The organism is Methylomonas sp. DH-1 (assembly GCF_046097555.1).
GTDB lineage: Bacteria > Pseudomonadota > Gammaproteobacteria > Methylococcales > Methylomonadaceae > Methylomonas > Methylomonas koyamae.
Map to the genome: position 1 here is coordinate 128,612 of NZ_CP143090.1, position 14,206 is coordinate 142,817.

General features: G+C 55.5%; 8 protein-coding genes. 2 read left to right on the top strand and 6 right to left on the bottom strand.

What is annotated here, in order from left to right; all coding sequences use genetic code 11:
* Nucleotides 1-41: 41 nt before the first annotated feature.
* From VXJ35_RS23180 to VXJ35_RS23205, 6 genes are all read right to left on the bottom strand, one after another.
* Nucleotides 42-8,033 carry a calcium-binding protein gene (locus VXJ35_RS23180; RefSeq protein WP_197496110.1) on the bottom strand — a complete coding sequence of 2,664 codons (7,992 nt, stop codon included), beginning with the start codon at nucleotides 8,031-8,033 and terminating at the stop codon, nucleotides 42-44.
* Between the two features lie 674 nt (nucleotides 8,034-8,707).
* Nucleotides 8,708-9,211 (bottom strand): hypothetical protein, encoded by a 504-nt coding sequence (locus tag VXJ35_RS23185; protein ID WP_064024116.1) that lies wholly within the window; start codon nucleotides 9,209-9,211, stop codon nucleotides 8,708-8,710.
* Between the two features lie 171 nt (nucleotides 9,212-9,382).
* Nucleotides 9,383-9,994: a hypothetical protein gene (locus VXJ35_RS23190; RefSeq protein WP_157198344.1), complete on the bottom strand. Its 612-nt coding sequence runs from the start codon at nucleotides 9,992-9,994 to the stop codon at nucleotides 9,383-9,385.
* Nucleotides 9,995-10,172: 178 nt separating this feature from the next.
* A complete protein-coding gene (locus VXJ35_RS23195) occupies nucleotides 10,173-10,736 on the bottom strand; it encodes a hypothetical protein (RefSeq protein WP_064023733.1) in 564 nt (187 codons plus the stop codon).
* Nucleotides 10,737-10,758: 22 nt separating this feature from the next.
* On the bottom strand, nucleotides 10,759-11,358 hold the full coding sequence (locus VXJ35_RS23200; RefSeq protein WP_064023734.1) for a hypothetical protein: 600 nt from the start codon (nucleotides 11,356-11,358) through the stop codon (nucleotides 10,759-10,761).
* Nucleotides 11,359-11,388: 30 nt separating this feature from the next.
* Nucleotides 11,389-11,973 carry a helix-turn-helix domain-containing protein gene (locus VXJ35_RS23205; protein ID WP_197484824.1) on the bottom strand — a complete coding sequence of 195 codons (585 nt, stop codon included), beginning with the start codon at nucleotides 11,971-11,973 and terminating at the stop codon, nucleotides 11,389-11,391.
* A 109-nt stretch (nucleotides 11,974-12,082) separates the two neighbouring features.
* On the opposite strand from VXJ35_RS23205, the gene VXJ35_RS23210 reads away from it, so the two are divergent.
* Together VXJ35_RS23210 and istA are read left to right on the top strand one after the other, a co-directional pair.
* Nucleotides 12,083-12,409 (top strand): helix-turn-helix domain-containing protein, encoded by a 327-nt coding sequence (locus VXJ35_RS23210; RefSeq protein WP_082881131.1) that lies wholly within the window; start codon nucleotides 12,083-12,085, stop codon nucleotides 12,407-12,409.
* 272 nt (nucleotides 12,410-12,681) lie between these two features.
* Nucleotides 12,682-14,199 (top strand): IS21 family transposase, encoded by a 1,518-nt coding sequence (gene istA, locus VXJ35_RS23215; RefSeq protein WP_064023737.1) that lies wholly within the window; start codon nucleotides 12,682-12,684, stop codon nucleotides 14,197-14,199.
* The last annotated feature ends 7 nt before the right edge of the window (nucleotides 14,200-14,206 follow it).

The window sequence follows — 14,206 nt, forward strand, 5'->3', positions numbered from 1 at the left end:
CAAGGCAAAACGCCTCGGGGACAGGCTCGCGATACCGTCTATTAGCGCCAATTGGCCGCAATCACCGGCGCTAGCGCGGCTTGGTAATCGGTCGGCAGGGTGATCTGGCCCGCAGCCGGCGGTGCGAACGCCGCCATCGCCGACACCAGATTCTCGACTTGACTGTCCAGCAACGTCAAATTGCCGTCCATGGTTTTGAACTGCTCGACGTGGTTGGCGCTGCCGTTGTACCAGTCTTGAACGACTAACTTATCCGAGGTGCCAATAATGCTGACTTCCAGATTGTTGCCTGCATGGACAAACCACAACTGGTCTGCTGTGATCCCAGACAGGAATTGCGCGATGTCAGTGTTGCCCGCCGTGGCATCGTTCTCGACGACGGTATCCGTAGCGTAGCCGCGGCCCAGGACATAGGTGTCGTTGCCGGAACCGCCGGTCAGCGTATCGGCACCGCCTAGACCCTCAAGGGTATCGTTGCCGGCCAAGCCGGAGAGGCTGTTGGCGGCACCGTTGCCGGTGAGTCGATTGTCCAAGGCATTGCCTGTCCCAATGGTAGCGGTAGAGCCGATCAACGTTAGGTTCTCTACGTTGGCAACATTATTTAAGTTGTAATCAACGCTACTAATGACTGTATCTGTCCCGGCCCCTACACCTTCGGTAACAATATCTCCAGCATTGTCGACCACATAGGTATCGTTACCCAGACCTCCTATCAAAGTATCTATGCCAAGCCCACCATCCAAATAGTCATCACCGCCCCCGGCATTAACGGTGTCGTTGCCCAGCCCGGCATTGATCCGGTCGATCTCGGCACCGCTCAAAATGTTGTCGTTGCCGTCGGTGCCGGCCATGTCGACGCCTTTGGTGTTCAACAGCGCCGTCGCGCTCATCACCGAGCCGTCGGCAAATTGAAAGCTCTCGACCTGGTACGGTAATACACCAGTGCCGTAGTTAACCCAGACATACCAGTTTTTGAAAGTCAGCCGGTCGCCGGCACCCAAGTCCATCACCAAGTCGTTGCCGACTTGAGTAAAACTCATATCCGCCGCAGTGATGCCGGCACCGAACACCAGTTTGTCGTTATTGCCTCCATAGAGGTAACTGTCCGCAGGATCGCCGCTTTCGATAATGGTATCCGCACCGTCGCCGCGGTTGAAGTAGTAGGTGTCGGCATGGTTGCCGCCGTACAAGGTGTCGTTGCCCAAACCGCCGGTCAGGCTGTCGTAGCCGTTGCCGCCACTCAAGACGTCGTCGCCGACCCCGCCCAACAGGGTGTCTTCGTAGTCGCCGCCATTTAAAGTATCGTTGCCGTCACCGCCTTCCAATCGATCGTTGCCGACATCGCCGTTCAGCACATCGGCACCTTGACCGCCCAACAGCAGGTCGTTACCGTTGCCGCCGCTGAGCGTGTCGTCGCCGGTACCGCCGTCCACGCTGTCGTTGCCGTCCTGGCCGTTCAACACGTCGTTGCCGTCGCCGCCATTGACGATGTCATCACCGCCCCCGGCATTAACGGTGTCGTTGCCCAGCCCGGCATTGATCCGGTCGATCTCGGCACCGCTCAAAATGTTGTCGTTGCCGTCGGTGCCGGCCATGTCGACGCCTTTGGTGTTCAACAGCGCCGTCGCGCTCATCACCGAGCCGTCGGCAAATTGAAAGCTCTCGACCTGGTACGGTAATACACCAGTGCCGTAGTTAACCCAGACATACCAGTTTTTGAAAGTCAGCCGGTCGCCGGCACCCAAGTCCATCACCAAGTCGTTGCCGACTTGAGTAAAACTCATATCCGCCGCAGTGATGCCGGCACCGAACACCAGTTTGTCGTTATTGCCTCCATAGAGGTAACTGTCCGCAGGATCGCCGCTTTCGATAATGGTATCCGCACCGTCGCCGCGGTTGAAGTAGTAGGTGTCGGCATGGTTGCCGCCGTACAAGGTGTCGTTGCCCAAACCGCCGGTCAGGCTGTCGTAGCCGTTGCCGCCACTCAAGACGTCGTCGCCGACCCCGCCCAACAGGGTGTCTTCGTAGTCGCCGCCATTTAAAGTATCGTTGCCGTCACCGCCTTCCAATCGATCGTTGCCGACATCGCCGTTCAGCACATCGGCACCTTGACCGCCCAACAGCAGGTCGTTACCGTTGCCGCCGCTGAGCGTGTCGTCGCCGGTACCGCCGTCCACGCTGTCGTTGCCGTCCTGGCCGTTCAACACGTCGTTGCCGTCGCCGCCATTGACGATGTCATCACCGCCCCCGGCATTAACGGTGTCGTTGCCCAGCCCGGCATTGATCCGGTCGATCTCGGCACCGCTCAAAATGTTGTCGTTGCCGTCGGTGCCGGCCATGTCGACGCCTTTGGTGTTCAACAGCGCCGTCGCGCTCATCACCGAGCCGTCGGCAAATTGAAAGCTCTCGACCTGGTACGGTAATACACCAGTGCCGTAGTTAACCCAGACATACCAGTTTTTGAAAGTCAGCCGATCGCCCGCCCCCAAATCCATCACCAAGTCGTTGCCAACCTGGGTGAAACTCAGGTCGGCCGCCGTGATGCCGGCACCGAACACCAGTTTGTCGTTATTGCCTCCATAGAGGTAACTGTCCGCAGGATCGCCGCTTTCGATAATGGTATCCGCACCGTCGCCGCGGTTGAAGTAGTAGGTGTCGGCATGGTTGCCGCCGTACAAGGTGTCGTTGCCCAAACCGCCGGTCAGGCTGTCGTAGCCGTTGCCGCCACTCAAGACGTCGTCGCCGACCCCGCCCAACAGGGTGTCTTCGTAGTCGCCGCCATTTAAAGTATCGTTGCCGTCACCGCCTTCCAATCGATCGTTGCCGACATCGCCGTTCAGCACATCGGCACCTTGACCGCCCAACAGCAGGTCGTTACCGTTGCCGCCGCTGAGCGTGTCGTCGCCGGTACCGCCGTCCACGCTGTCGTTGCCGTCCTGGCCGTTCAACACGTCGTTGCCGTCGCCGCCATTGACGATGTCATCACCGCCCCCGGCATTAACGGTGTCGTTGCCCAGCCCGGCATTGATCCGGTCGATCTCGGCACCGCTCAAAATGTTGTCGTTGCCGTCGGTGCCGGCCATGTCGACGCCTTTGGTGTTCAACAGCGCCGTCGCGCTCATCACCGAGCCGTCGGCAAATTGAAAGCTCTCGACCTGGTACGGTAATACACCAGTGCCGTAGTTAACCCAGACATACCAGTTTTTGAAAGTCAGCCGGTCGCCGGCACCCAAGTCCATCACCAAGTCGTTGCCGACTTGAGTAAAACTCATATCCGCCGCAGTGATGCCGGCACCGAACACCAGTTTGTCGTTATTGCCTCCATAGAGGTAACTGTCCGCAGGATCGCCGCTTTCGATAATGGTATCCGCACCGTCGCCGCGGTTGAAGTAGTAGGTGTCGGCGTTGTTACCGCCGTACAAGGTGTCGTTGCCCAAACCGCCGGTCAGGCTGTCGTAGCCGTTGCCGCCACTCAAGACGTCGTCGCCGACCCCGCCCAACAGGGTGTCTTCGTAGTCGCCGCCATTTAAAGTATCGTTGCCGTCACCGCCTTCCAATCGATCGTTGCCGACATCGCCGTTCAGCACATCGGCACCTTGACCGCCCAACAGCAGGTCGTTACCGTTGCCGCCGCTGAGCGTGTCGTCGCCGGTACCGCCGTCCACGCTGTCGTTGCCGTCCTGGCCGTTCAACACGTCGTTGCCGTCGCCGCCATTGACGATGTCATCACCGCCCCCGGCATTAACGGTGTCGTTGCCCAGCCCGGCATTGATCCGGTCGATCTCGGCACCGCTCAAAATGTTGTCGTTGCCGTCGGTGCCGGCCATGTCGACGCCTTTGGTGTTCAACAGCGCCGTCGCGCTCATCACCGAGCCGTCGGCAAATTGAAAGCTCTCGACCTGGTACGGTAATACACCAGTGCCGTAGTTAACCCAGACATACCAGTTTTTGAAAGTCAGCCGGTCGCCGGCACCCAAGTCCATCACCAAGTCGTTGCCGACTTGAGTAAAACTCATATCCGCCGCAGTGATGCCGGCACCGAACACCAGTTTGTCGTTATTGCCTCCATAGAGGTAACTGTCCGCAGGATCGCCGCTTTCGATAATGGTATCCGCACCGTCGCCGCGGTTGAAGTAGTAGGTGTCGGCATGGTTGCCGCCGTACAAGGTGTCGTTGCCCAAACCGCCGGTCAGGCTGTCGTAGCCGTTGCCGCCACTCAAGACGTCGTCGCCGACCCCGCCCAACAGGGTGTCTTCGTAGTCGCCGCCATTTAAAGTATCGTTGCCGTCACCGCCTTCCAATCGATCGTTGCCGACATCGCCGTTCAGCACATCGGCACCTTGACCGCCCAACAGCAGGTCGTTACCGTTGCCGCCGCTGAGCGTGTCGTCGCCGGTACCGCCGTCCACGCTGTCGTTGCCGTCCTGGCCGTTCAACACGTCGTTGCCGTCGTCTCCGCTCAGATAATCGTTACCACCTCCCGCGTTGATAATGTCGTCGCCTAGCCCACCGTAAAGAAAGTTTGTTTCAGCTCCTCCATTTATCATGTCGTTGCCGTCGGTACCCCCCATATTGACACCTTTGGTGTTCAACAGCGCCGTCGCGCTCATCACCGAGCCGTCGGCAAATTGAAAGCTCTCGACCTGGTACGGTAATACACCAGTGCCGTAGTTAACCCAGACATACCAGTTTTTGAAAGTCAGCCGGTCGCCGGCACCCAAGTCCATCACCAAGTCGTTGCCGACTTGAGTAAAACTCATATCCGCCGCAGTGATGCCGGCACCGAACACCAGTTTGTCGTTATTGCCTCCATAGAGGTAACTGTCCGCAGGATCGCCGCTTTCGATAATGGTATCCGCACCGTCGCCGCGGTTGAAGTAGTAGGTGTCGGCATGGTTGCCGCCGTACAAGGTGTCGTTGCCCAAACCGCCGGTCAGGCTGTCGTAGCCGTTGCCGCCACTCAAGACGTCGTCGCCGACCCCGCCCAACAGGGTGTCTTCGTAGTCGCCGCCATTTAAAGTATCGTTGCCGTCACCGCCTTCCAATCGATCGTTGCCGACATCGCCGTTCAGCACATCGGCACCTTGACCGCCCAACAGCAGGTCGTTACCGTTGCCGCCGCTGAGCGTGTCGTCGCCGGTACCGCCGTCCACGCTGTCGTTGCCGTCCTGGCCGTTCAACACGTCGTTGCCGTCGCCGCCATTGACGATGTCATCACCGCCCCCGGCATTAACGGTGTCGTTGCCCAGCCCGGCATTGATCCGGTCGATCTCGGCACCGCTCAAAATGTTGTCGTTGCCGTCGGTGCCGGCCATGTCGACGCCTTTGGTGTTCAACAGCGCCGTCGCGCTCATCACCGAGCCGTCGGCAAATTGAAAGCTCTCGACCTGGTACGGTAATACACCAGTGCCGTAGTTAACCCAGACATACCAGTTTTTGAAAGTCAGCCGGTCGCCGGCACCCAAGTCCATCACCAAGTCGTTGCCGACTTGAGTAAAACTCATATCCGCCGCAGTGATGCCGGCACCGAACACCAGTTTGTCGTTATTGCCTCCATAGAGGTAACTGTCCGCAGGATCGCCGCTTTCGATAATGGTATCCGCACCGTCGCCGCGGTTGAAGTAGTAGGTGTCGGCGTTGTTACCGCCGTACAAGGTGTCGTTGCCCAAACCGCCGGTCAGGCTGTCGTAGCCGTTGCCGCCACTCAAGACGTCGTCGCCGACCCCGCCCAACAGGGTGTCTTCGTAGTCGCCGCCATTTAAAGTATCGTTGCCGTCACCGCCTTCCAATCGATCGTTGCCGACATCGCCGTTCAGCACATCGGCACCTTGACCGCCCAACAGCAGGTCGTTACCGTTGCCGCCGCTGAGCGTGTCGTCGCCGGTACCGCCGTCCACGCTGTCGTTGCCGTCCTGGCCGTTCAACACGTCGTTGCCGTCGCCGCCATTGACGATGTCATCACCGCCCCCGGCATTAACGGTGTCGTTGCCCAGCCCGGCATTGATCCGGTCGATCTCGGCACCGCTCAAAATGTTGTCGTTGCCGTCGGTGCCGGCCATGTCGACGCCTTTGGTGTTCAACAGCGCCGTCGCGCTCATCACCGAGCCGTCGGCAAATTGAAAGCTCTCGACCTGGTACGGTAATACACCAGTGCCGTAGTTAACCCAGACATACCAGTTTTTGAAAGTCAGCCGGTCGCCGGCACCCAAGTCCATCACCAAGTCGTTGCCGACTTGAGTAAAACTCATATCCGCCGCAGTGATGCCGGCACCGAACACCAGTTTGTCGTTATTGCCTCCATAGAGGTAACTGTCCGCAGGATCGCCGCTTTCGATAATGGTATCCGCACCGTCGCCGCGGTTGAAGTAGTAGGTGTCGGCATGGTTGCCGCCGTACAAGGTGTCGTTGCCCAAACCGCCGGTCAGGCTGTCGTAGCCGTTGCCGCCACTCAAGACGTCGTCGCCGGCCCCGCCCAACAGCACGTCTTCGCTGTCGCCGCCGCTAAGATTGTCATCCCCATTCGCCCCATAAATCGTATCGTTACCGGCCCCGCCTGAAATGTTGTTGTTCCCGGCATCGCCTACGACAGTATCGTTTCCGACTGTGCCGTCAAATTTGACCCCGGCCAAAACTAACTCGCTACGCATTTCCGGGGTCATCGGGTAGGTGTTCACGTATTCGACCAGTTTTTCCCAACCTCGCCAGCCGGTGTCTTTGAGTTTATCCTGGGTCAGAATCGTAAATTCGGCCAGGTCGGCAGCACCATTGGCCGGGTCGGCGACGGTGCGACGATCCAATTCCGCGCTCAGTGCTGTAAAGTCCAGGCTAACGCCGTCACTGTCAACTTTCAGCGTAATCAAATCCAGCAAGGGTTGGACTCGGGTTTGTAACACCAAACTTTGATAAACCGAGGTCTTCAACGAGTCGTAACTGCTTTGCAGCAAATCCTGGGTGACGCTCCATAGGTTGATAGTCGCTGCCGTCGTGCCGGCGGGTACGGTATTGAACGTCCGGCCGTTGAAGTGTTCCAGGATGGTCAGTTTGTCGGCCCAGGCGTTGTAGGCGGCGCTGCCGGCGGCGACGTTTTGGATATTGACTGTCAGGCTGTGGCCGCTGTAGGCACCGCCAAAAGTGGAGGCCATGGTGCTAGTGTCGCTCCAGGCTTTCAAGATGGTGTCCAGCAAGGCTTGCTGTTCGGTACGGTCGGCGGCGGCGAAATCGGCCAGCAATTGCGCCAGTGCAGGCGACAGGGTGGCGGCTTCGCGCAGGTTTCTGACTTGGCCGGCGCCATGCATGTCGGGTAGCGCTTCGAAGCCGGTGGTATCCAGGTGATCGGTAAACTGGCTGTGGAAGGTATCCTGGATCAGGTTGATGTCGCCCAGGTTGCCGGTGACTTCGCCCAGAGCTCCGCTGCTGCCGTCGGTTTTGACGTAGCTGCCGATGTCGGCCAACTGGTTACCGTTGGCGAGGATTTGGCTGTGCTCGGTGCTGCCGACGTTGATCGCGGCGATGTTTTGGCTGCCCAGCGTGAACAGTTCGTTGGCTTGGCTGATGCCGTCCTGATTCAGGTCGCGCCACAGGCGCAGGTTGGCGAATTCGGCGTCATTGGCATCGACTTTGCCGTCCAGGTTGGCATCCAGATCGCGCAGCGCGTCGAAGCCGTCGGCGGCCAGTTGACCGTTGCTTTTGAGCATCGCGTCGCCGAACAGCTCGCGACCGCTGTCTATCGTGCCGTTGGCGTTTTTGTCCAGCACCAGGAAGGCGTCGTCGGACTTAACCCAGCCGGTCGCGGTTTTGACGCCGTCGGCGTCGTGGTCGAAGTAGATCGGATTGGCGGTGTTGACACCGGCGGTTTCCAGGCCGTCGCCGTCCAGGTCGAAGACTAAGGGATCGCGGCGGACGGGTGGGGTGGCGACGGTCGCGGAGGTGAATTGGGTGGCGGTAAGAGGATTAATGTCATAGGGATTATTCCATGTGCCACTCGCCCCACCTCCACCAAAAGCCCCGCCACCACCACTAAATGCTGCTCGCATATCTTGTTTCATTGCCTCAATTATTGATTCAATTGAGTTACCCACATTATTAGTAATTGCGTTGGCTAAATCGGAAAGATTTTTGGTCATTCCAAGCATTAACGCTTGAGTATCTGCATCAAGTTTGTTTATATAGGAGTTTATTGCGAAGTCCAGAGCAACAACCCCATCAAGGACAGCATGAGGAAGCGCTAATACAGTAGCCCCATCTAATGTTGTCGTGCGTGCCATTGCTGTCAATGATAGCAATGAAGCTCCTGCGGCAAGAACTGCACAACCAATTGCAAGCTCAGGAGCTGCTGCAACCAGTGCGACAGTACCAATAAGAGCTGTCACATCACTTACAACATTAAGTGTAGTATCAACACCAACCTGACCATCATTAGTAGTGGACATCTGAATTTCCAGCTTGGTAAGTCCAGCGGTTAAACTGGTAATCGTTGCCGCCGCTCCGACTACAGGTGCGACTTCTTTCCCAAGAGATTCTATTGTCATAACCCCGATTTTGGTAAATCCCGTAAAGACACCGATCAAATCTAAATAAGGTATTACAGTTGTTTGTGATGCATTTATATATGAATGATAATTTGCGGCGGTAGTTGCATAATCAATGGGAGAAAGATGTAAGTTGACAAGAGTTTGAATGCTCTTGATCGTTGTGTCATATGTACCCATTATTTTCCCATATAAATTAATTTTTCTAACTTCCAAAAAATGAATTGTGTTACTGATAAAACAATAAAAATAAATATCGAAATATATAACACTACCCTATTACCTTCATGCCATCTAACAACATCATCGTAATTGCACACCAACTGCCCACCAACTTCAATTTGGTAAAGATTACCGGTCTTATCCACCCACCCAATAGCATCTTGCCCTTGGAGATTTTCATGCATGTATCCACATAACAGCGGTTTCAAATACCCTTTTGTCAATAGCCTGCCATATGTAGGACTTGTATAATTACGAAAGGAAACATATTTACCTGTAACCTGCTTAAGTTCAGTTAACGCAGGAGCTTTATAATTACCTTTATAAGTGCCGCATAAATCATAACTAGCCAATATAAATACGAATGAAAGGGAAAGAAAAAATCCATTCACATATTTCACCATCCTGAAGCATTTTCGCTTGTTGATGATTGCAGCCGTATCTTTAATGGAATTATTCATACGAAAATTAACTGAAGGCCGTAAGGCACAATAACCAACGGGCATTGCGCCTTATTACTTTTGAATTATTCAAGCTCACATAAATATCCATAAAATTTAGAATGACTTTAAGAGTAATATCCACGCCCGATCTATCGAAATAAAACGGACCGAAAACATATTCTTTGTTTCTCATGCCGCCATTCTCCAAGTGTCATCATTCTCCGTCACCCCAGCTGGTACAGCATTGAAGGTGCGACCGTTGAAATGTTCCAGGATGGTCAGTTTGTCGGCCCAGGCGTTGTAGGCGGCGCTGCCGGCGGCGATGTTTTGGATGTTGACAGTCAGGCTGTGACCGCTGTAGGCGCCGCCAAAGGTGGTGGCCAGGGTGCTGGTGTCGCTCCAGACGTCGAGGATTTGATCCAATAAGGTTTGCTGGTCGGCGCGACCGACGCTGGCGAATTGACTGAGCAGCTCCGCCAAGGTGGTGCTGATGCTGGCCGCTTCGCGCAAGCTGCGGACTTGTCTCGCGCCCCTTCGACTCCGCTCAGGACAGGCCTGCATGTACGGCAGGGTGGCGACGGTGCTGGTGTCCAGGTGATCGGTAAACTGGCTGTGGAAGGTATCCTGGATCAGATTGATGTCGTCCAGGTTGCCGCCGACCTTTCTCGAAGTTAAGCCGATAACGATTGGATTCAGGTTTTGCCAGTGAGGCAGGCTGGCGAATCCGGATCGATGCCGAGCGTGGTGGTCACGTGGGCAGGCATAAGTTTCCCTGTCGTTTGTCGATTCCCTTCGTGCCATCTGTTAGTCTCTAAAATTGGTTGCCGGTGGGTGGGTGGTTTTAGCCGCGCATCTGACTGATGATAATCGGCGTTAGCCAATTATCGCAAATCGCTTCTTCGAACAGACCTGTCCTTAAGTCCAATCGGCAACGCGATAGAGCTATTTGCTTTGTCGCCGATCGCCCGCTTGCTAGGCGTCAAATTGACTGGGCTTCCATAACGCCCGCCCGTTTCAACACATACCACGGCTCCAGATAGAGCTTGCCTAGCGGCCAGGCCATCATCATCCAATACCCGCAAATGAATAAGTATCCCGCCATTTGTTTCCAGGCGGGAACGATGGCGGTGGGGTAAGTGATTTGAAACAACATGGAGGAGCAAACCAGGCTCACGACGATCAATTGCAGCCATCCTGCCATGAATATCAGTCGACTGGGTGCTAGCTTGGCTTCCTGGGCGGTGATTTTTAACAAGCCTGAGTAGCGGAGCCAGCGGATTTGCTGATCGGTGAAGTCGTGCTGTCGGCGAATGGCGACGACCTGCTCACGGATGATAGTCGGCGGCGCAAACCCGAAACGGCACTTGAATAGCTTAGGGTTATCCAGTGATCTCCGGTCAAGTTCCGCCGTTGGTGTCCACGCTAACAGCAATTTGAGGGAGCTTGGCACTAAATACTCGTAGTAGTCGCGACCGGCATTGCGTTGAATACCGCCGAAATTGAGTTGGGTACTGTTGTGGTTTTGACCTGCTTGTTTGTTCATTGCTTCGTCGTCTCCTGGGGTATTAGGAATTTATTCTTTGTACCGGTCTTGGTCTGTAGCGTTCAGAGTGCGCCGACGGAACCCCGGCTTGTTTGGCGATGTACCAGGACGCGATATAGAGCTTGTTGAGCATCCAGGCCATGATCAGCCAGAATCCGCCGAGCAGCACCAGGGCTTGCAGCTGTTTCGGCGTGGGCGGAAGCGAATATCCCACGAGGTATAACATTGCCAGACAGTAGAGGCTGAGTATCCAGACCTGCGCCCAGCCGACGGCCAACGCCAACCGACTGGGTGCCAATTTGGCTTCTTCGGGAGTGATTTTTAACGTGCCCGATACACGGAATCCGCGCATTTGTTTGTCGGTAAAGTCGTAGCGATTCTGGATCGCCAGAATCTGCCGCCGAATCGTTCGAGAGGTTTCGAAACCAAACCGGTATTCGAACATTCTCGAGTTATCCAACGCGATCCGATCAAGCTGGGCTTTTGGGGCGCACAGAAGCAGGGTTTTGATCGAACCCAGGGTAATGTTTTCGTAGTAATCGCGACGGGCATTGCGCTGAATGCCGTCGATGTTGAGGTGGATGCTGGCGTGGTTGGCGTTTGGGTCTTGTTTCTGGTTCATCGCTTGGTCATCTCCGGTGGCTTCGAGCGCTTATTTTTCGTGATAGTCGCGGCCGGCGTTACGTTGCGAACCGCCAAAATTGATCTGGACTGTAGAATTGGCCGTATCGGCAAAGGCGGCTCGTTTGTCGTGCGGTTTTTGCGCTTCGAAGTGGGCTTGGGCCGCAGCGAGCAGATTGCGCCGACGGAATGTAGGATCGTGGTACCAAAGATGGCTGTTGTAGAGTTCCGCCGCCAGATTGAGGTCGCTGTGGGGAGCGATGCGTTCCAGAAAATCATTTAAAGCAGGATCGGCCAGGGCTTCTTGCAAGTGGCCGGCTTGACAAAGCAGTAGCAGCGCTTTGGCGGTTGGGTCGCCATCCACAACGGCTGAACGGGCGACGGCGATATAGAGTTCGATGTTTCTCAGTAAATCCAGATCGATATCGTTACGGCCAAACATCGTGCCCTCGCCGGTGAGCAGCCAATCGATCGATGCGCCGAATACGGTGCGGATGGCGTAGAGAAAATCGGTGCCCGGTTTTTTTCGGCCTTTGAGCACGTCGCTTAGAAAGCCCGGCGATATGCTAATTTGCCGGGCAAACTCGGCTTGGCTCAATGCAGTTTGTGCGATCAATTGAGTCAGTCGCGCAGGAAAGCCTTCAAGGCCGAGGCGGGTTGGTTGGGGGGAAGCGGGCTCAGTCATTCTCTTTGGTATTGCGATCCGTCTCTGTTGTATTAGTATAATGCTGTTCTATATCAAGATAGATTACTCGCAGCCCGATACGATGTCACCTGTAGCCACGATGGACGCCATTGAAATCATTTACCGTCTGCAACGCCTGGGCAAAAGCCAAGCGCAAATTGCCCGCGAACTAGGCGTGTCAGGTGGTGTGGTGAATAACGTGATTCATGACCGGATTACGGCCTACGAGATTGCCCGCTATATCGCCGGTCTGTTGGGATGCCGGATCGAGGAGATTTGGCCTGAACGTTACAGTTTCAAACCGAGAGGTCCGTCATCGCATCGCACCAAAATCAAAGCCGAATCGGCAACAGGAGAAAAAACATGACTTAAAACTTGCTGACCGTAAACAAGGCCAGGAATAACAAAGCCCTTAGAGCGCCAACTCTAGGGGCTTTGCGGAACTGCATTTGAAGTGTGCCTTCGATGTCAATTCTGCGATTCCCTTGCCCGTCTGTCAAGTACGGGCGGCCAGCCTATATGTCTTTTATCGCCGCCACTTGCGCTGCGAGGCTGCAACGCGCCGGTATCTACCCCAAACTGGAGAAAAACGTTGGTTGATGCCAACGAGGTCGAATGATGGCCAACAGGAGAATTGCCATGAGAAAAATCCGCCAGGTGTTACGCCTGCATTATGAATCGAAACTCAGCCGCCGGCAGATTGCTGGAAGTCTTGGGTTGTCCCGAGACGCTGTCGCCGATTATTTGACCCGCGCCGCAGCGGCCCGCATCGGCTGGCCGATTGCCGAGGGCGTTGACGACGCTGAATTGGAGCAACGCTTATTTCCAGCCGCGACTGCCACCAAAACCGGACGCAAGCCGGAACCCGACTGGGCGGAGATTCATCAACAATTGAAACGCAAAGACGCCACCTTGATGGTATTGCATGTGGAATATCTGACCGAATACCCCGGCGGTCTGGGATACAGCATGTTTTGCCTGCGCCATCAGGAATTCATGGCGTCATTGAAACGTTCCATGCGGCAAATCCATATCGCCGGCGAGAAGGTATTCGTGGATTACGCGGGCCCGACATTGCCGCTGACAGACCGGGTTAGCGGTTTTATTCGCCACGTGCAAATTTTTGTCGGTGTGCTGGGCGCCTCCTGTTATACCTATGCCGAAGGGCATTTGTCGCAGAGTTTGCCGAATTGGATTGCCGCCCATGTGCGGATGTTCGCGTTTTTCGGTTCGGTACCGGCCGCGGTGGTGTGCGATAACCTCAAGTCGGCGGTCAATAAGGCCAGCCGGCGGGAACCGGTTGTCAATGCCACCTACCAAAATCTGGCCGATCATTATGGCACCGTGATTTCGCCGGCACGTCCCTACAAGCCCAAGGATAAAGCTAAAGCCGAAAACGGTGTACTGATCGTGGAACGCTGGATTCTGTTTCGGCTGCGCAAACGAGTGTTTCATAGTCTGGCCGAGATAAATCAGGCCATTGCCGAATTGTTGGTGGATTTGAATAACCGACCCTTTCAAAAACTGCCCGGTTGCCGGCGGGAAGCGTTCGAAAATCTCGATCGACCAGCTATGAATTCGTTACCGGCCTCGCCTTATCAATACGCGGAATTTCACAAAGCCCGAGTCGGCCTTGATTACCATGTCGAATTCGACGGTTGTTATTACAGCGTACCGTATCAATACAAAAAACAGGAAATCGAGTTGCGGATTACCGCGTCGACTCTGGAGGTGCTATCGCGGGGACGACGAGTGGCCAGCCATGCTAGACAGTTTGGCGTTGCCAAAGTCACCGTTCCGGAGCATATGGAAGCCGCGCACCGGCATTACGGATTGTGGCAACCCGACCAGGCACTGGCCTGGGCCGAGCAAATGGGCCACCACGTCCGCCAGTTTATGGCACAACTTCTGATAGACACAAAAACCCACGAACAGGGCTATCGCATGCACAACACCTTGAAGGGGCTGGCCAAAGACTATGGCGAGGACAGGCTTAACCCTGCTTGCCAGCGAGCGATTGAAATCGGCGCCACATCGGTCAATAACGTGCGATCCATTCTACGCAATCAATTGGATCGGGTGCTATCGACTGAAGAAGAACGCCAGGAAGCTAATTTCGAGCATGACAATGTTCGCGGCCCACGTCACTATCATTAGAGGACCA